The organism is Caulobacter sp. HJHS_5 (genome assembly GCF_056683955.1).
In genome coordinates this window covers 294,679-312,023 of the sequence record NZ_JBWZNC010000001.1, presented here as the reverse complement: position 1 = coordinate 312,023, position 17,345 = coordinate 294,679, and the positions used below count along the sequence as shown (strand labels likewise).

The 17,345-nt window shown below is 70.0% G+C and carries 17 protein-coding genes; 10 read left to right on the top strand and 7 right to left on the bottom strand.

Features of this window, described 5'->3' with window-relative positions; all coding sequences use genetic code 11:
• Positions 1–51 precede the first annotated feature (51 nt).
• Positions 52–2,100, top strand: coding sequence for a M13 family metallopeptidase (locus tag ACFLIT_RS01645; protein WP_479909805.1), 2,049 nt, complete (start codon positions 52–54; stop codon positions 2,098–2,100).
• A 21-nt stretch (positions 2,101–2,121) separates the two neighbouring features.
• Here ACFLIT_RS01645 and aac(3) read toward each other — a convergent pair whose 3' ends face one another.
• Together aac(3) and ACFLIT_RS01635 are read right to left on the bottom strand one after the other, a co-directional pair.
• Positions 2,122–2,919: an aminoglycoside 3-N-acetyltransferase gene (gene aac(3) / locus ACFLIT_RS01640; protein ID WP_479909804.1), complete on the bottom strand. Its 798-nt coding sequence runs from the start codon at positions 2,917–2,919 to the stop codon at positions 2,122–2,124.
• 8 nt (positions 2,920–2,927) lie between these two features.
• Entirely contained in the window at positions 2,928–3,722 is a 795-nt protein-coding gene (locus tag ACFLIT_RS01635; RefSeq protein WP_479909434.1) for a VOC family protein, read from the bottom strand.
• A gap of 80 nt (positions 3,723–3,802) precedes the next feature.
• On the opposite strand from ACFLIT_RS01635, the gene ACFLIT_RS01630 reads away from it, so the two are divergent.
• Both ACFLIT_RS01630 and ACFLIT_RS01625 read left to right on the top strand, forming a co-directional pair.
• On the top strand, positions 3,803–4,267 hold the full coding sequence (locus ACFLIT_RS01630; RefSeq protein ID WP_479909433.1) for a MarR family winged helix-turn-helix transcriptional regulator: 465 nt from the start codon (positions 3,803–3,805) through the stop codon (positions 4,265–4,267).
• A gap of 42 nt (positions 4,268–4,309) precedes the next feature.
• Positions 4,310–5,710 (top strand): MFS transporter, encoded by a 1,401-nt coding sequence (locus ACFLIT_RS01625; protein ID WP_479909432.1) that lies wholly within the window; start codon positions 4,310–4,312, stop codon positions 5,708–5,710.
• Here ACFLIT_RS01625 and ACFLIT_RS01620 read toward each other — a convergent pair.
• Entirely contained in the window at positions 5,682–6,470 is a 789-nt protein-coding gene (locus ACFLIT_RS01620) for an N-formylglutamate amidohydrolase (RefSeq protein WP_479909431.1), read from the bottom strand. The two genes, ACFLIT_RS01625 and ACFLIT_RS01620, sit on opposite strands and share 29 nt — an antisense overlap.
• 27 nt (positions 6,471–6,497) lie before the next feature.
• Between ACFLIT_RS01620 and ACFLIT_RS01615 the strand changes: the two genes are divergently transcribed.
• The 3 genes from ACFLIT_RS01615 (at position 6,498) to ACFLIT_RS01605 (ending at position 9,833) form a co-directional block, all read left to right on the top strand.
• Entirely contained in the window at positions 6,498–7,460 is a 963-nt protein-coding gene (locus ACFLIT_RS01615) for a transglutaminase family protein (RefSeq protein ID WP_479909430.1), read from the top strand.
• A 12-nt stretch (positions 7,461–7,472) separates the two neighbouring features.
• The gene (locus ACFLIT_RS01610; protein ID WP_479909429.1) at positions 7,473–8,279 is read left to right on the top strand and encodes a transglutaminase-like domain-containing protein; all 807 of its coding nucleotides are present in this window, start codon (positions 7,473–7,475) and stop codon (positions 8,277–8,279) included.
• A gap of 162 nt (positions 8,280–8,441) precedes the next feature.
• The gene (locus ACFLIT_RS01605; protein ID WP_479909428.1) at positions 8,442–9,833 is read left to right on the top strand and encodes an exopolysaccharide biosynthesis polyprenyl glycosylphosphotransferase; all 1,392 of its coding nucleotides are present in this window, start codon (positions 8,442–8,444) and stop codon (positions 9,831–9,833) included.
• Positions 9,834–9,842: 9 nt separating this feature from the next.
• On the opposite strand, the gene ACFLIT_RS01600 is transcribed toward ACFLIT_RS01605, so the two are convergent.
• Positions 9,843–10,244: a VOC family protein gene (locus ACFLIT_RS01600; RefSeq protein ID WP_479909427.1), complete on the bottom strand. Its 402-nt coding sequence runs from the start codon at positions 10,242–10,244 to the stop codon at positions 9,843–9,845.
• A gap of 157 nt (positions 10,245–10,401) precedes the next feature.
• Between ACFLIT_RS01600 and ACFLIT_RS01595 the strand changes: the two genes are divergently transcribed.
• Genes ACFLIT_RS01595 through ACFLIT_RS01580 form a run of 4 tightly spaced genes read left to right on the top strand, consistent with a single transcriptional unit; the run spans position 10,402 to position 14,160 of the window.
• On the top strand, positions 10,402–11,847 hold the full coding sequence (locus ACFLIT_RS01595; protein ID WP_479909426.1) for a lipopolysaccharide biosynthesis protein: 1,446 nt from the start codon (positions 10,402–10,404) through the stop codon (positions 11,845–11,847).
• Positions 11,844–12,779 (top strand): polysaccharide biosynthesis protein HfsG, encoded by a 936-nt coding sequence (gene hfsG / locus ACFLIT_RS01590; protein WP_479909425.1) that lies wholly within the window; start codon positions 11,844–11,846, stop codon positions 12,777–12,779. Before ACFLIT_RS01595 ends, hfsG begins: the two co-directional genes overlap by 4 nt.
• Positions 12,776–13,546 (top strand): oligosaccharide deacetylase HfsH, encoded by a 771-nt coding sequence (gene hfsH, locus ACFLIT_RS01585; protein ID WP_479909424.1) that lies wholly within the window; start codon positions 12,776–12,778, stop codon positions 13,544–13,546. The genes hfsG and hfsH overlap by 4 nt, the downstream gene beginning before the upstream one ends.
• Positions 13,543–14,160, top strand: a complete 618-nt coding sequence (locus ACFLIT_RS01580) for a class I SAM-dependent methyltransferase (protein WP_479909423.1) — start codon at positions 13,543–13,545, stop codon at positions 14,158–14,160. Before hfsH ends, ACFLIT_RS01580 begins: the two co-directional genes overlap by 4 nt.
• On the opposite strand, the gene ACFLIT_RS01575 is transcribed toward ACFLIT_RS01580, so the two are convergent.
• The 3 genes from ACFLIT_RS01575 to ACFLIT_RS01565 all read right to left on the bottom strand — a co-directional run bounded on the left by ACFLIT_RS01575 (position 14,157) and on the right by ACFLIT_RS01565 (position 17,283).
• Positions 14,157–15,221: a sterol desaturase family protein gene (locus tag ACFLIT_RS01575; protein WP_479909422.1), complete on the bottom strand. Its 1,065-nt coding sequence runs from the start codon at positions 15,219–15,221 to the stop codon at positions 14,157–14,159. The two genes, ACFLIT_RS01580 and ACFLIT_RS01575, sit on opposite strands and share 4 nt — an antisense overlap.
• Before the next feature lie 80 nt (positions 15,222–15,301).
• Positions 15,302–16,585 (bottom strand): O-antigen ligase family protein, encoded by a 1,284-nt coding sequence (locus tag ACFLIT_RS01570; RefSeq protein WP_479909421.1) that lies wholly within the window; start codon positions 16,583–16,585, stop codon positions 15,302–15,304.
• Positions 16,582–17,283, bottom strand: a complete 702-nt coding sequence (locus tag ACFLIT_RS01565) for a P-loop NTPase family protein (protein WP_479909420.1) — start codon at positions 17,281–17,283, stop codon at positions 16,582–16,584. Before ACFLIT_RS01565 ends, ACFLIT_RS01570 begins: the two co-directional genes overlap by 4 nt.
• Positions 17,284–17,345: the final 62 nt, after the last annotated feature.

Genomic DNA, 17,345 nt, shown 5'->3' with positions numbered 1-17,345 from the left:
GCCGGCGCGGCCAACGCGCGCCCGCGCCATTGGACGTCTTCCTTGAAAAACATGCTGCTGCGCGCCTGCGCCCTGCCCGTCCTCGCCGCCGTCTCGATCGCCATAGCCGCGCCGGCCCATGCCCAGAGCCTGGATAATCTGAAGTACGGAACCTGGGGCTTCGACCTCGCGGGCCGCGACACCGCCGCCAAGCCGGGCGACAACTTTTTCGATTACGCCAACGGCGGCTATCTGGCGAAGACCCAGATCCCCGCGGACCTGACCTGGTACGGCACGGTCAACATCCTGCGCGACCTTTCCGAAGCCCGCGTCCACGCCATCCTGGAAGACGCCGCCAAGACCGCTCCGGCGAGTCCGGCGGCCAGTGACGCCAAGGGCAAGATCGGCGCGGCCTACAAGGCCTTCATGGACCAGAAGGCGGTCGACGCCCTCGGCGGCAAGCCGATGGAAAAGGATCTCGCCGAAATCCGCGCCGCCAGCGACCGCTCGGCCCTGGCCGGGCTGATGGGCAAGGGCCAGTCGGGCTTCCAGTACAGCCTCTGGCAGATGGGCATCGGCGCCGACGACAAGGACACCACCAAGTACGCGGTGTTCATGGATCAGGCCGGCCTCGGCCTGCCCGACCGCGACTACTACCTGCAGCCCAGCTTCGCGGAGAAGAAGCAGGCCTATGAGGCCTATGTCGCCGCCATGCTGGGCAAGATCGGCTGGGCCAACCCGGCCGAGACGGCCAAGGCCGTCGTCGCCTTCGAAACCGGCATCGCCGAGGTTTCCTGGACCCGTGTCGATCGCCGCGATCCGCTGAAGGTCTACAACCCGATGAGCGTGGCCGAGATGACGGCCCAGGCCCCGGGCTTCGACTGGAAGGCCTATTTCGCCGGCGCCGGCATGAGCAATGTCGACCGCTTCATCTTCGCCTCGAACACCGCCATGCCGAAGATCGCGGCGCTCTACGCCCAGACGCCGCTGGATACCCTGAAGGCCTACCAGGCCTTCCACCTGGCCGACGGCGCGGCGCCCTACCTCTCGGACGACTTCGTCCAACTGCGCTTCAAGATGTACACCAGCCCGCTCAGCGGCCAGCCCGAGTTGCCGGTGCGCTGGAAGCGCGGCGTGCGCGCCGCCTCGGCGACGCTCGGAGAGGCGATCGGCGAAGTCTATGTCGCCAAATACTTCCCGCCGGAAGCCAAGGCGCGGATGACCACCCTGGTCGAAAACCTGCGCACGGCCTACGCCGGCCGGATCAACGGCCTGGCCTGGATGGGCCCGGAGACCAAGGCCAAGGCGCTGCAGAAGCTCGCCGCCTATGACGTGCAGATCGGCTACCCGAGCAAGTTCCGCGACTATTCGAACCTGACGATCCGCTCGGACGACCTTTACGGCAACATGCAGCGCGGCGTGGCCTTCGAGTGGGCGCACGATCTCGGCAAGCTCGGCAAGCCGATGGACAAGACCGAGTGGGCGATGACGCCGCAGACGTTCAACGCCTACAACAGCCCGAACTTCGTCCAGATCGTCTTCCCCGCCGCCATCCTGCAGGCCCCCAGCTTCGACCTGGCGGCCGACGACGCGGTGAACTACGGCGCCATCGGCGCGGTGATCGGCCACGAGATGGGCCACGGCTTCGACGACAGCGGCCGCCACTACGACGCCAAGGGCGAACTGGTCGACTGGTGGAGCGCCGCCGACGGCCAGCGTTTCGAGGCCTCGGCCAAGGCGCTGGGCGCCCAATATTCGGCGTTCGAGGTATTGCCCGGCCTGAAGGTCAACGGCGACCTGACCATGGGCGAGAACATCGCCGACCTCGGCGGCATCCTGGTGGCGCTCGACGCCTACCACGCCAGCCTGGGCGGCAAGCCGGCGCCGGTGATCGACGGCCTGACCGGCGACCAGCGCTTCTTCCTCGGCTACGCCCAATATTACCGCAACAAGATGCGGGACGACACGCTGCGCTCGCAGGTCGTCTCCGACCCGCACGCGCCGGACATCACCCGCGTGAATGTGGTGCTGCCCAACGTCGACGCCTGGTACGACGCGTTCGGCGTAAAGCCGGGCGACAAGATGTACCGCTCGCCCGAGCAACGGGTTCGCATCTGGTAGCGATCTGAAAGCGCCGCGCTCTCACGGGCGCGGCGCGTTTCGCTCCAGCCAGTCGACGGCGAAGGCGCAGATCGGAGCCGCCCCGACCAGCACCGAGGGCGCCTGGCCGATCGGGCCGCGCGCGCCCCGCCCCGTCGCCAGGAAGGCCTCGACGATGGTGGCGAAGACATCGTCGGCCAGGCCCTCGACCACCGGATCGCTGGTGTCGAACTCCTCGATCATCCGCCATTCGACGCCCCGGGGCGTCGCCAGCGGCGCTTCGTAGCGGCGGATGCGCTTGCCCGGAATATCGGCCAGGTGTTCGGCATGGTGCAGCAGGGTCATGGCGTCGAGCGGTGCGCCCACCATCAACACCTTGCCGCCGGCGGCCACGAGCCGCGCCAACGGCGAGCCCTCGCCGTAGCCGTAGTCCAGCGGATGGTCGGCGGTGAACGCCTCAGCCCGAGCGCCGATGGCGGCGACCGAGGCGCCGGGATTACCGCTGCGTAGCGCGCCCGGCGTGGTGCGGATGAACTCCGCCAGCACGCCATGGTCCCGGATCGCCCGTGAGCGCTCCGGATCGAAGGCCGGAACGTGGGGTCGCCATTCGGCCGGAACACGCCCTTCGTCGTCGAGCAGGTCGTCGTAGGCGCCGTCCCAGTCGACATACGCCAGGACCGTCCCCTCAGGACCAACAGCATCGCGCAGAGCGTCGATCAGCGCGTCCGGCCCGTTCAGCAGCCGGCCGACGCGGCTCATGGCGGCGTGCACCATGACCGCGTCGCCGGCCTCGACCCCGAGCGTCCGCAGATCGCGCGCCAGGGACGCGCGGGTGTGGATCGCGGTGCTCAGGCCTTGTCCGCCAGCACCGCGAAGGCGCCGCCCTGAGGGTCCAGCGCCACGGCGATCCAGCCGCCGCCCGGCACTTCCATGGGTCCCATCAGCACCTGGCCGCCGCCGGCCTTGATGCGTTCCACCGCCGCGCTCGCAGCGTCGACATTGAAGTAATAGAGCCAATGCGGAACCGGGGTGTCGGCCATCTTGGTCATCATGCCGCCGTCGCCCGGGCTGTCGTCCGGCGAGAAGCCGAACCGGAAGGTCTGATAGACGCCGACGGGGCCCCCCATGTCGAAAGCCTCCGCCTTCTTCCAGCCGAACATGGCTTCATAGAACGGCCAGGCCGCGTCCAGCGACCCGGCGTGCAGTTCGCGCCAGCCGCACCAGGCGGGCGTATCCATCGGCGGCGGGGGCGGGACCGGATACTCCGGCGCGGCCTGGAACAGACTGAAGACCGACCCGGTCGGATCGGCGACGATCGCGAAGCGGCCGACGCCCGGGATGTCGGCCGGCGGGCGATGCACCGCCCCGCCGAGCTGGGCGGTCTGCGCGGCCTTGGCGTCGACATCGGCCACCAGGATATGACCCATCCAGCCGGTCCGGGCCCCGGCGCTGCACATCTCGTCGGAAAGCTGCATCAGCCCGGCGAGCTGGCGGTCGCCCGCCTGGATCAGCATGTAGGGCTGCGGCCCCGGCATGCCGCTGTCCTTGAAGGTCCAGCCGACCACCGCGCCGTAGAAGGCCTGGGCGGCCGCGCGGTCGGTCGTCATCAGGTCGTACCAGCAGAACATGCCTTCGTAGGCCATGAGGCGTCTCCCTGCCGCGGCGCTGGTCCCGGCGACCTCGTCGCTTGTCTATAAGTTGATATCAACGCAACATGACGGTGATGTCAAAGCCCGCCCTCACCTTCGCCGACACCCTGGAAGTTCGTGACGCCTGTCTCTGCCTGCACGTACAGCGGGCGGCGCGCGCCCTGGCGCGGCGCTTCGATCAGGCCCTGGCCCCCGCCGGCCTGACCAATGGCCAGTTCTCGCTGCTGATGGCGCTCAACCGCCCGTCGCCGCCACGGATGAGCGCCGTCGCCGCCGTGCTCGGCCAGGACCGCACGACGCTTACGGCGGCGCTGAAGCCGCTCGAGCGGCGCGGCCTTGTCGTGTCCGCCCCGGACCCGGACGATCGCCGCGGCCGCCTGCTGCGCCTGACCGAGGCCGGGATCGAACGTCTCGCCGAGGCCCTGCCGATCTGGCGCGGCGAACACGCCGCCGTGGAAGCGGAGCTCACATCGCCCGCCGACGGCCTGCGCTTCGACCTCGTCACCTTGGCGAGTTCCTTTGCCGCCAGACCGGCCTAGTCTGGTTTCGGACCATTTCGTTCGGGGAGGAGAATTGCTCCCGTGACCAAGGCCGCAGCGCCTCAGACCGCCAGGCGCCCGAACGTCATCCTGGCGACCTGCATCCTCGCCTCCAGCCTCTCATTCGTGGACGGCTCGGTGGTCAACGTCGCCCTGCCCGCCCTCGGGGCCAGTTTCCGGGCCCAGGCGTCCGACCTGCAGTGGATCGTCAACGCCTATCTGCTGCCGTTGAGCGCGCTTCTGCTGCTCGGCGGGGCGGCGGGCGACCGCTTCGGCAAGCAAAGGCTGCTGATCGGGGGAACCGGTCTCTTCGCCCTCGCCTCAGTGGCCTGCGCCGTCGCGCCCACCCTGCCGATCCTGCTGCTATCCCGGGCGCTGCAGGGGATCGGCGCGGCGCTGCTGCTGCCCAACAGCCTGGCGATCCTCAGCGACACTTTCTCGGGCGAGGCGCGGGGCCGCGCGGTCGGCATCTGGGCGGCCGTCGGCGCGGCGGCCGGCGCGCTGGGTCCGATGCTCGGCGGCTGGCTGATCGACACCGTCGGCTGGCGCTGGACCTTCCTGCTCAATGTGCCCCTAGCGACCGCCGCCATCCTGCTGGCCTTGTGGGCAGTGCGCGACCGGCCGCGCGACGCCGAAGCGCCGCCGCTGGACACTCTGGGCGGCCTGCTGGCCACCGCCGCGCTCGGCGCCGTCACCTGGGGCCTGACCATCGGCTCGGGCCCCGCCGGCCGGACGGCGAGCGCCATCGGCCTGCTGGGCGGCGGGCTCGCCCTCACCGCCGCCTTTCTTTGGGTCGAGCGCCGGCGCGGCGAACGGGCGATGATGCCGCTGGCGCTGTTCGGCTCGGCGGAGATCGTGGGCCTGAACCTGATGACCTTCCTGCTCTACGGCGCGCTCGGCGGGCTGATGGTGCTCGTGCCCTACCTGCTGATCGAGGCCGCGGGCTATTCCGGCACGGCGGCCGGGGCCGCCCTGTTGCCGTTTCCGATCATCCTGACCTTCGCCTCGCCGGTCATGGGGTCGGTCGCCGCCCGCATCGGCCCCCGCCTGCCCCTGACCGTCGGACCGCTGATCGTCGCCGCGGGCTTCCTGCTGGCGCTGCGGATCGGCGCCGACGCGCGCTACTGGACCGAGCTCGCGCCCTCGGTGACCGTCATCGCCATCGGCATGTCCATAGCGGTCGCGCCCCTGACGACGGCGGTGCTCAGCGCCGTCGACGAACAGCACACGGCGGCGGCTTCGGGGTTCAACAGCGCGGTGGCGCGCACGGGCGGTCTGGTGGCGACGGCCCTGGTCGGCGGCGTGCTGGCGGCGCGCGGTCAGGCGCTGGTCGATGGCTTCCACATCGCGGCCGTGGCCTGCGCCATCGCCTCGGCTGGCTCCGGTCTCACTGTCCTCTTCCTCGCGCGGAAGATCAGGCCGAAGTCGCGGCGCTCCGACTGACGGCCTCGACGAGCAGCGGCGCGAGGACGTCGGCCATCGTCGCCTGATCGGCCGCGCCGGCGATCAGGTCCTGGCGAACCTCGAGCTCCAGATAATCCAGCCCGCGACCGCCGGCGTGGCGCGGCACGGTGTAGTCGCCGCCGTTGGGGTCGAGCGCGTAGGGTTCGTTGTCCCCCACGACGGTCGCGCCGAACCTTTCACGCAGCACCGCCAGCATGGCCGCCGAAAGCGCGCTGTCGCCGGCATGAAGCACGCCGAACCGCCACGGTCGGTCGAAGTCGTTCATGCGCGGGGTGAAGCTGTGCAGGGCGAACACCAGGGTGCGCTCGCCTCGGGCGGCCCGGGCGTCGAGCTCGGCGGCGATGGCGGCGTGATAAGGGCGGAAGATCGCCTCGACCCTGGCCTCCCGCTGCACCTCCGACAGGCCTTGATTGGCCGGCACCGGGCAGCCGTCGCTGGCCGGAACGATCGAGCCCGCGTGGCCCGGTTCGCGGTTGCAATCGACCACCAGCCGCGAATAGGCCTGCCGGATGAAGACGGCGTCGAGCCGCCGGGCCAGTTCGGCTCCCAGGCCGGCGACGCCGATGTCCCAGGCGATGTGCCGATCCATCTCAGCCGGCGGCACGCCGAGGCCGCCCAGGGCGGAGGGAACCGCGCGCCCGGCGTGATCCCCCAGCAACAGCAGACGTGAAGAACCGCCTGGATTCTCGACAATCACCGCCGCGGGGTCGCCCGCGGCGATTAAGCCGCTCGACGTCATCGGCAAATCATCCCTATCAGCTTCACCATGCCGATCCTTTCGATCCGCCACGTAACGCGTTACCGCTACCGCAAGCCGGTCGCCTTTGGCGAACATCGGATGATGTTCCGGCCGTTGGAGAGCTACGACCAGCGGCTGCTGACTTCCAGCCTGACGATCAGCCCGGAGCCGTCGCAGCTGCGTTATGTGCACGACGTGTTCGGCAACTGCGTGGGCGTGGCCCGCTTCGGGCGCCGCAGCGACGAGCTGGTGTTCGACAGCCAGGTCTCCCTCGACCACCGCCCCCTGCCCGCCTTCGCCGGCGTCGACGGCGAGATCGAGGCCTACACGGGCGCCCTGCCCTTCGCCTACAGCCCGGAAGACATGCCGGACCTCGCGCGTTCGATGGAGCGGCAATATCCCGATCCGGAGAGCGTGGTCGCGGCCTGGGCCCAGCGCTTCGTGCGCGGCGGCGGCCGCACCAGCCTGCAGGCCCTGCTGGCCGAGATGACTCAGGCCATCCACAGCGACTTCCGCTACGCCGCGCGCCTGCACGGCGGGGCCCAGACGCCGGCCGAGACCATCGCCCGCGGCTCGGGCGCCTGCCGCGACTTCGCGGTGCTGATGATGGAGGCGGTGCGCAGCCTCGGCCTCGCGGCCCAGTTCGTCTCCGGCTACCTCTATTCGCCGCCGATCTCGCTGGGCGGCCTGACCCGTCTCGGCGGCGGGCACACCCACGCCTGGGTGCGGGTCTACCTGCCGGCCTGCGGCTGGGTGGAGTTCGACCCCACCAACGGCATCGTCGGCAACACCGATCTGGTGCGGGTCGCCATCGCGCGCGACCCGGGCCGCGCCCTGCCGCTGCACGGCAGCTGGATCGGCGAGGCCGGCGACTACATCGACATGGAGGTGACGGTCGAAGTCACCTCCGACGAAGATCGGGGATGGGCGGCGGCCAGTGCGCGCCATCCGCAACCACCTCCCGGCGCGAACGTTGCGCTGACCGGCTGAGGTAAGAGGCAGATGCGCATCCGGGCGGGTTACGAGATCACTTTCGAGACCGCCGCCCCGACGCCGATGCTGATGCTGCTCAACGTCCGCCCCGAACGGGCCGTCGACCTCGAGCAGGCGGATGTCCTGACGATCTCGTCGGGCGCGGCGTACACGCAGTTCCACGACGCCTTCGGCAACCTATGCACCCGCGCCCTGCTGCCGGCCGGCGTCAGCACGCTCTCCACCGAGTTCGTGATCCGCGACAACGGCAAGCCGGATCCGATCCTGCCCGCCGCCGCCCTGGCGCCGGTGGCGAGCCTGCCGGACGACGTCATGGTCTTCCTGCTGGCCAGCCGATACTGCGAGGTCGATCGGCTGAACGATCTGGCATGGTCGCTGTTCGGCCATCTGCCGCGCGACTGGAGCTTGATCCAGGCCATCGTGGACTACACCCATCGGCGCATCGCCTTCGGCTATCACCACGCCCGCCCGACCAAGACCGCCTGGGACGCCCATGAGGAGCGCTGCGGCGTCTGCCGCGACTACGCCCACCTCGCCATCACGCTCTGCCGCTGCATGAACATCCCGGCGCGCTACTGCACCGGCTATCTTGGCGATATCGGCGTTCCGCCCGTCGAGGCGCCGATGGACTTCAGCGCCTGGTTCGAGGCCTGGATCGACGGCCAGTGGCGCACCTTCGACGCTCGGCACAATCGCCCGCGTATCGGTCGCATTCCGATGGCCCGCGGCCGCGACGCCACCGACGCGGCCATCACCACCAACTTCGGACCGGCCGCGCTCCGCGGCTTCACGGTGATCACCGAAGAAATTTCCTAGAATGTCAATTCGTTAACCCCAACTATTAACGCCGGCTTATGGTGCGCTGCGGCAACAAGCCGGACCATGGGCATAACACCTTCCAACCTGCGTCCTGCGCCAGAGGCGGCGACGGCCGTACCCCGTTCCGCGCCGCTGCGCGCGCCGGCTTCACGTGGACCGATGCGCCCCGGCCGGCTGACCCCATCCCGCACGCGCGCGCTCGGTTGGGCGATTTCGATCTTCGTTCAGATCGTCGACGCCGCGATCCTCTGCGTTCTCGTCACCGTCTCGAATTTCGCCGTCCCCTGGCTGCTGCTCTCGGTCGCCAGCGGCTTGCTGCTTGTCGGCCTGGTATTGACCGGCGCCTACGTCCTGCCGCCGCATGAAGGCCTCGTGCGGCACCTCACACGGATCGCCACCGCCGCCCTGCTGCCGGCCGTCGGCATCTCATCCTATACCCTGTTTGGCGGTGAGCCCGTGGCGGGCAACGCCTTGGCGCTGTGGATAATCCAGGCTCAGGCGGTGCTGATGCTGGCTCACGCCGGCGCCTGGGCGGTGGTGCGCCACTGGCGCCGACAAGGCCTGCTCACGCCGACGCTGGTGATCGTCGGAGCCACCCCCCGCGCCGAGCGGCTGATCGTCGAGGCGATGAGGACCGGCGACGTCGCCATCCTCGGCATCTTCGACGACCGCAAGGATCGCGTCGCGTCCCATGTGCGCGGAGTGCCGGTGCTGGGCGACACCAGCGCCCTGCTGACCCACCGCATCATGCCCTGCGTCGACCGGGTGGTGATCACCGTCGCCCCCACCGCGCGCAATCGCGTGGCCGCGTTGGTGGAGCAGCTCAGCGTGCTGCCCAACGCCGTCTCGCTGCTGCTCGACGACAGCGCCAAGGACAACAGCCAGGCGCTTTCGCGCATCGCCGGCCTGTCGCTGGCCGACGTCTCCGGACAGCCGGACAACAACGCCCGCGCCATCCTCAAACGCGCGCAGGACCTGACCATCACCTGCATCGTCCTGCCGCTGCTCGCGCCGGTGATGCTGGCGATCGCCCTCGCGGTGAAGCTCGACAGCCCCGGCCCAGTGTTCTTCCGCCAGCGCCGCCACGGCTTCAACAACGAGGCCATCAACGTCTGGAAGTTCCGCTCCATGCGTCACGAGGCGGCGGACGCCACCGCTTCGCGCCAGATCACCACCGACGACGACCGGGTCACGCGGGTCGGCCGGTTCATTCGGCGCACCAGCCTCGACGAGCTGCCGCAGCTGTTCAACGTGCTGACCGGCGAAATGTCCCTGGTCGGGCCGCGCCCGCACGCCATCGGCATGAAGACCGGCGAGACGCCGTCCGCCCAACTGGTCCACCACTACGCCCATCGCCACCGCATGAAACCGGGCCTCACCGGCTGGGCCGCGATCAAGGGCTCGCGCGGGGCGGTCGATACGCCGCAGTCGGTTCGCCGCCGCGTGGCCCTCGACGTCGAGTACATAGAGCGTCAGTCGTTCTGGCTCGACCTCTACATCATCATCATGACCGTGCCCTGCCTGCTGGGCGACGACGAGACCGTTCGCTAGGCGCTCGCGTCAGTCGTTCCAGGTCAGCACGACACTGTCCGCCGAGCGCTCGTGCGCCCCGTGGAACACGGCCTCGATGTTATTGCCGTCCGGGTCGTAAAAGAACGCCGCGTAATAGTCGGGATGATATGGGCGTTCGCCGGGGGCGCCGTTGTCGCGCCCGCCCGCCGCCAGCGCCGCCCTGTAGGCCGCCTCGACCTGCGCCCGATCTTTCGCCTGGAACGCCAGGTGCACATGCGTCGCCGGCTCGCCGACGTCGATCCATAGTTCGTCGGCGTTGAAATGCGTCTCATCCCGCACATACGGAATGCCGAGAACATCAAGGATGGCGGCGTAAAAGGCGGCTGTCGCGTCGAGATCTCGGGCGCGGAGGTGAACGTGGTCGATCAGGCGGCCGCGATGCAGTTCCATCGAAGGGCTCCCAGGTGCGGATGATATCCGAGCGAGAGCGCGCTCAGCCCGCTCTGGGTTGCAAAAAGCCGTCGGCCTTAACGGTTTGACACGAGCTCTTCAGGCAAGGTCGGAACGTTCCGCCGCAAGCCGGCGCCACGAGACGGGTCGAGTACGGATGTTCTGGCGGGGGGTCGTCGGCTACCTGCCGGCCAATGTGGCGCAAGGGCTCGTCGGCTTCGGCGCCATCGTCCTCTTCACGCGCGTGCTGACTCCCGAGGCCTACGGCGCCTACGCCCTGGCCTTTTCGATCATGACCCTGGCGCACACGGCCATCTTCACCTGGGTCGAGGCCGCCATGGCCCGCTTCTGGGCCGCGCGGCAGGCCGACGGCCGCACCGCCGACCACATGGCGACACTGCACCGCCTCTGGTGGCTCGCCGCCCTCGCCTATCCCGTCGTCGCCGGCCTGATCCTGTGGCTGGCGCCGATGCCGGTCGAAGCCCGCGCGGCCACCGCCGCCGGCCTCGCCGCCGTGCTGTTCCGCTCGGCCGCCAAGATGGCGCAGGAACGCTATCGCGCCGAGGGCCGCGTCTCCGCCGCCGCGCGCATCGACCTGATCCAGAGTCTCGGCGGCTTCGTCGTGGGCGTGGCCACGGCCTTCGCCTTCCACACCGGCGCCGCGCCGCTGATCGGCCTGGGCGCGGCCGCCATCGCCGCCCTGATCCCGGCCGCGCCGGGAGAGCTGAAGCTGGCGCGCGGCGGCCGCTTCGACGCCGCCCTGGCGCGGGACTACGCCGCCTACGGCCTGCCCGTCGCGGCGTCGCTGATCCTGGCCCTGGTGCTGGCCACCACCGACCGGCTGGTGCTCGGCGCCAGCCTCGGCGAGGCGGCCGTCGGCGCCTATCACGCCGGCTACGGCCTCTCGAGCCGTACGCTCGACGTCCTGTTCATCTGGCTCGGCATGGCCGGCGGCCCGGCCATGGTGATGGCCCTGGAACAGGGCGGTCGCGCCGCGCTCGAGGACGCCGCCCGCGAACAGGCGTCGGCCATGCTGCTGATCACCGCGCCCGCCGCCGTCGGCCTCGCCCTGGTCGCCGCGCCGCTGTGCGACCTGATGGTCGGCGAGGCCCTGCGCGCCGACGCCGCCCGCGTCACGCCCTGGGTCGCCGCCAGCGCCCTGATCAGCGGCCTGACCACCTACTACTTCTCGCAGGCCTTCACCCTGGCCCGCCGCACCGGCCTGCTGCTGCTCGCCCTTGCGATCCCCGCGACCGCCAACCTGGCGCTGAACCTCGTTCTGACCCCGCGCTTCGGCCTGGACGGCGCGCTGTGGGCCACCGTCGCCGGCTACGGCTGCGGCGGGCTGACCGCATGGCTGCTCGGCCGCCGGGTCTGCGTGCTGCCGATCCCCTGGCGCACCGTCGAGCGCGTGGCGCTGGCCTGCTCGGCCATGAGCCTGGCGGTGTCGGCCATCCCCGCTGTTGGCGGGCTCATCGAACTCATCCTCAAGGCCGGTGTCGGCGCGGCCGTCTACGCCGCGATGATCCTGGTCCTCGATGCCGCGCTGCGCGCTCGGGCGCTCGGTCTCGTCCAGGCCCTGCGCCGGAGGGTCGCCGCATGACCGCCCACATCGTCGAATGGCTGGTCGACAACGCCGCCTGGGCCGAAGCCCGGCCTCAGCTGGCGGTGCTGATCCCGTTCTGGCGGGATGATCCGACGCGCCTCCTGGCGGCGCTGGACCGCGAGGAAGCCGCCGCCGAGATCGTGCTGCTGGACGACGGATCCGGCGACGAAGTCCTGGCCCGCCGCGTGGCGGACGCGGTGCAGGCGGCTCGGCTGCCGGTGCGCTACGTCCGCCTCTCGGCCAACGAGGGCCGCGCCAAGGGCCGCAATCGCCTCACGCGCCACGCCCGCGCCGCGACCTTCCTGTTCCTGGACAGCGACATGCTGCCCGACCGCGGCGATTTCCTGCGCGCCTGGGCGGGCCTGGCGACCGAGGGTGGCCCGATGGTGGCCTTCGGCGGCTTCTCGCTCGATCAGACGCCGGTGACCCGCGAGCATGCCCTGCACCGCGCCATGGCGCTGCACAGCGACTGCACGCCCGCGGCCGAACGCGCCCTGCAGCCGGAAAAGCACGTCTTCACCTCCAACCTGATGGTTCGCCGCGCGGTGTTCGAGACGGTCGCCTTCGACGAGGGCTTCTCGGGCTGGGGCTGGGAAGACGTCGAATGGGCCATGCGCGTCGCCGCCCGCTGGCCGATCGCCCATGTCGACAATCCCGCCAGCCACCTCGGCCTCGACCGGGCTTCGACCATCGCCGCGAAATACGAGCAGTCGGCCGCCAACTTCGCCCGCGTGGTCGCCGCCCATCGCGAGGTGGTCAGCAGCTATCCGAGCTACAAGGTCGCGCGAATGCTGAGCCTGGCGCCGGCGCGGGGGCTCTGGCGGCCGATGATCAAGGCCCTGGCCCTGGCCGACCTGGCCCCCATCCCGCTCCGCGCCTTTTCCATGCGCCTCTACCGCGCGGCGCTTTACGCCGAGGCCGTCCGATGAACGCCATGTCCTACGCCGAGGCCTATCAGCCGGACCGCACCCTGAAGGGCAAGCTGCGCCGCCGCCTCGTCCGGCTCGTTCACCGCAGGCCGGCGCGGGTCGTCCTGGAGCGGCCGATGCTGTCGATCAGCTTCGACGACGCTCCGATCTCCGCCGTCGAGACCGGCGCACGGCTGCTCGAGGAACGCGGCCTGCGCGGCACCTACTACATCTCCGCCGGCCTTGCGGGCCGCGACGGGCCGATGGGCCGCAACGCCGACGGCGCGCAGATCGCCGCCCTCGCCGCCGCCGGGCACGACATCGCCGACCACACCTATTCGCATCTCGACTGCGGCCAGGCCTCGCGCGGCGCGGTGATCGACGAAGCCGACCGCAACGGCCGGATGCTGACCGGCTGGGCCGGCGCCCCGCCCAGCAGTTTCGCCTATCCCTACGGCGACGTCGCCGCGCCGGCCAAGCAGGCCCTGTCCGCGCGCTTCCGGCTGCTGCGCGCGCTGCATCATGGGGTGATCGCCACCGGATCGGATCTGAACCAGGCCCCGGCCGTCGGGATTGAGGGGCTGGACGGCGAGGCCGTGGCGATGCGCTGGCTCGCCGAGGCCAAGGCCCGCAAAGCCTGGCTGATCCTCTACACCCACGACGTCGCCCCCGAGCCGTCGCCCTGGGGCTGCACGCCGGACGCGCTCGCACGCCTGCTCGACAGCGCCCTCGAAAACGGATTCGAGGTGGTCACCGTGGGCCGGGGCGTGCAACGCATCGGCGCGTGACCGACGCCGAAATCGAAGCCTTCATCCGCGAGAACCTGCCCGTCGCCCCCGCGCCGGGTCTTCCGGAAATTCGCCTGCACCTCGCCGGTCCGGCCAGCGGCCTGAGGCAACTGAACGCGGCCGGACCGCCCTATTGGGCTCGAGCCTGGGGCGGCGGCATCGCCCTGGCGCGCCACCTCATCGATCATCCCGATACGGTCGCTGGACGGCGCGTACTGGACCTTGGCTGCGGCAGCGGCCTCGTGGCCATCGCCGCCTCGCTCGCCGGCGCCGAGAGGGTATTCGCGGTCGATCTCGACCCTCGGGCGCTAATCGCGACGCGCCTGAATGCGCGCCTCAACGTCGCTGACGTCACGGTCACGGTCGCGCCCCCCGCCTTGGAGGAGATCGATCTGATTTTGGCCGGCGACGTCTTCTACGACCCGCAGGTCACTCGCGACACGACCGCGATGCTCGATGCATGGGCCGCGGCCGGCGTTCCGGCGCTCGTCGGCGATCCGTGGCGTCGATGCCTGCCGAAAGAGCGGCTGCGGCGCCTGGCCGACTATGACGTCCTGGATTTCGGCGGCGCGGCGCTGATGCCCGCCAGCGTCTTCGCCTGGATGCCTGCCTAGCGCTTGCCGCCGAACATCCGGACGGCGTCCGGACCGTCGCTCTTGCCGCCGAACAGGCCGACCCAGAAGTGCCAGTAGTCGCGGGCCATGTCGCGCGGCGCCAGGAAGCCGTGGGCGTATTCGGTGTCGACGCCGATCTCCATCTCGCCGACGCCCTCGCGGTAATAGGTGCCGAACAGGCGGTCCCAGATCGGCGACATGCCGAAGTGGCCGGTCGGGTGGCTCATGTCGAGCTTGTGGTGCGCCCGGTGGTTGTTGGGCGACTGGATCACCCAGCGGCCGAACCAGCCCCAGTCGGAATCGATCTTGGAGTGGATCAGGAAGCCGATGCCGACCACCAGGACGTTGACGTAGATCAGTGCGTCGGTGGGCGCGCCGAGGATCGCCATCGGCAGATTGACCACGAAGATGCCCGTGAACGCCGCCGGATGCTGCCGGATCGAGGTGACCACCCCGAAGTCGCGCGCCGAGTGATGATAGCGATGGATCGGCCAGAGCAGACGCATGTGGTCGAAGCGGTGCGTCCAATAGTCGAAGAAGGTGGCGACGAAGAAGTAGAAGACGACCTGCACCAACAATGGCGCCGGCAGCGGGCCGATCGACACGCCGGTGGTCTTCGCCAGCCAATCGTGGATCAAGCCGCCGGAGATCAGGGCCGCGCCGAGCGTCAGGATGCGTCCGGCGATATCGGTGATGTGGGCCTGGCCGAGGAAGAAGACGGCGATGTCGGTCTTCAACGACGGCGTCGGGGAGAAGATCATCTGGCGGGCCGAGCTCTTGTTCCAGCCGACCACGGCGGCTTCGATCCACAGGGCCGTCGGCAGCAGCAGGAAAATCAGCCCCGCGTTGTTGATGTGCTCGTGCGCCGAGTCAGTGCCGATGCTGCGGCCGAAGAGGGTGATGTGCACCGTCGGGGGAATGATCTGCAGCGCCACCCACCAGCCGCCGGCCAGAACCGCGACGTAGAGGACAAATCCGAGCAGCAGGAGCGCGCGGGCAAGCCCCGGGCGAACAGGCAGGTCGCCCGTTTCCGGCTTGGCCTGTAGGGCCGCAGTTTCCAAGGGTGACGCTCCGACTTCTGACCCGACCATCAGGCGCAGCCTATAGCTAACTCGCGCTAAGGCTTTGTGTCGCAACGCAGTTAATGGCGAAATTCACGTTCTTCGGCGGATTCGGGCAGGGCGAGCTTTGTCGAGAAGGCCACCAGCAGCACCCACCGGAAGTCGTTGTAGACCACCGCGATGCTCTCGGTGAGCGTCATCATCGTGTAGACCACGAAGAACGGCGCGACGAGGTAGGCGCCCTGGCGACGGAAGATGGCCAGCACCATCATGGCGGCGGTCTGCACATAGTAGAGACCGAACGCCGCCAGGCCGATGACGCCCAGGCCCAGCCACTGTTCGATCCACGAATTGTGGGCGTGCTGCGGCTCGAACCCCGCTTCCTTGACGATCCAGGCGAAGGGGCCCCACCCGCTCGTATCCCCCCAGACCGCCTCGTAACCGAAGCCAGTCCACGGCCGCAGCTCGATCTGGCGCATGGCCGCCGCCCAGATCTGGGTCCGGCCGGTCAAGGTCGCGTCCTTGCCGAGCAGACCGAACAGGGCGTCGGCCGCGAATACGATGACCGCCGCCCCAAGGCCGATAGCGATCAGGGCCGCCCAGGTCGCCGCCACCCCGACGACCGGGCCGCGTCGCACGACCGCGACGAAGGCGATCACGCCCGCGCCCAGCAGCAAGGCGACCAGCGACGTCTTGGAGGTCGACATCAGCACGAGGAACAGGGCGATGGCCGCCCCGCCCCACCACAGATAGCGCCGCTGCGGGACCAAAAGGCCCGCAGCCACCAGGGCCGAGAAGGCCAGGGCCATGTTGCCGCCCAGGGCGTTCTTCTCCGGCCAGAGCCCACGCCAGGCGCCGGGGAACAACTCGGTCATGCGGCCGATCGACGGGACCACGGCCGAAACCGCCAATGAGGCGACAGCAACGATCAGGAACGCCGAGGCCGTGACCTCCGCCAGCCCGCGCCAGCGGAACCGCGCGGCCAGCACCACCCCGCCGAGGGTGCTGCACACCAGGAAGAAGGCGCGGCGCGCCGACTCCGGCGGATTGACCGACCAGACGCTCGAGGCGATCACCACCAGCACCAGGGCGACAAGAAACGGCTGACGGATCAGACCTTTCAGCGTCTCCATCGGCGCCGTGGCCAGCAGGATGAAGGTGGCGGCGTAGGCGGGCAGGAAGGCCACCCGCAGGACGGCGGTGAACCGTTCGCCTTTCTCGCCGAAGATCGGCATCACCCAGCCCTGGGTGTAGGTGAAGAGCATGAACAGGGCCAAGCTGAAGATCGCGATCCGCCCTAGGTCGAGGCGCTCGCCGGCCGTGGACGGCCTCGCTCCCGCCCCCGCATAGGCGGGCCAGGTCACCGCAGCACGGCCTTCAGGAAGCCCGGCGGCTCGACGGCGGCGCGGTTGAAGAACACCCCGGCGCAGCGACCGCCGGCTCCAGCGATGGAATCGCGGAGGATCGCCGGAGGGCGAACGTCCGACTGGTCGGCGCTGACGACCAGCACCGTCTGATCCATGAAGGGCGCGACGACGAGGCCGGCCTGCGAGGCCTCGGCAGCCGGACTGTCGACGATGATCAGGTCGGCATAGCGCCGCAGGGCGGACCAGTAGTCGCCGCTCGGCAACACATGCGCCGCCTGTCGCCCCCGGAGAGCCTCGGCGCGGAAACGCGTCACCCAGAACTTCTGGCCGCCGACGGCATGGGCGACGAGATAGCGGGCGTCCGGCCAGGCCTTGCCGTCGGGCGACTGCATCGGCGGCTGAACGGTGAAGAAGGTCGACCCATCCGGCGTCGCTGCCACGGCCGGCCCCAGCGGGCCGAACCGGTCGGGCGCGGCGGCGATGGCCGCATGCTGGGGCGAGGCGAAAAGATCGAGATCGATCAGCCAGACGCTGCGCCCAGCCTTGCGGGCGGCGAAACGGGCGAATTCGCGGGCGACGCTGGAGGTTCCCTCGCCGCGCCGGGCGGCGATGAACTGGACGGCGCGCGCGCGGCCGGCCGCGGGGGCGCCGAGAGAGCCCCAGAGTTCCGCCATCTCGGCGCTCAGATCGACCATGCGAATCGCCGTGAAACCAAGGCCGTACCCTATAGCGACCCTGGGTCGGTGTCCTAGGGCTC

Bases quoted from the DNA above. Each gene is read 5' to 3' on its own strand.
- ACFLIT_RS01615 (WP_479909430.1), top strand. From the start codon at position 6,498: ATGCCGATCCTTTCGATCCGCCACGTAACGCGTTACCGCTACCGCAAG.
- ACFLIT_RS01610 (WP_479909429.1), top strand. From the start codon at position 7,473: ATGCGCATCCGGGCGGGTTACGAGATCACTTTCGAGACCGCCGCCCCG.
- ACFLIT_RS01635 (WP_479909434.1), bottom strand. From the start codon at position 3,722: ATGGCCTACGAAGGCATGTTCTGCTGGTACGACCTGATGACGACCGAC.
- hfsH (WP_479909424.1), top strand. From the start codon at position 12,776: ATGAACGCCATGTCCTACGCCGAGGCCTATCAGCCGGACCGCACCCTG.
- ACFLIT_RS01645 (WP_479909805.1), top strand. From the start codon at position 52: ATGCTGCTGCGCGCCTGCGCCCTGCCCGTCCTCGCCGCCGTCTCGATC.
- ACFLIT_RS01600 (WP_479909427.1), bottom strand. From the start codon at position 10,244: ATGGAACTGCATCGCGGCCGCCTGATCGACCACGTTCACCTCCGCGCC.
- ACFLIT_RS01630 (WP_479909433.1), top strand. From the start codon at position 3,803: ATGTCAAAGCCCGCCCTCACCTTCGCCGACACCCTGGAAGTTCGTGAC.
- ACFLIT_RS01595 (WP_479909426.1), top strand. From the start codon at position 10,402: ATGTTCTGGCGGGGGGTCGTCGGCTACCTGCCGGCCAATGTGGCGCAA.
- ACFLIT_RS01565 (WP_479909420.1), bottom strand. From the start codon at position 17,283: ATGGTCGATCTGAGCGCCGAGATGGCGGAACTCTGGGGCTCTCTCGGC.
- ACFLIT_RS01605 (WP_479909428.1), top strand. From the start codon at position 8,442: ATGCGCCCCGGCCGGCTGACCCCATCCCGCACGCGCGCGCTCGGTTGG.
- ACFLIT_RS01620 (WP_479909431.1), bottom strand. From the start codon at position 6,470: ATGACGTCGAGCGGCTTAATCGCCGCGGGCGACCCCGCGGCGGTGATT.
- hfsG (WP_479909425.1), top strand. From the start codon at position 11,844: ATGACCGCCCACATCGTCGAATGGCTGGTCGACAACGCCGCCTGGGCC.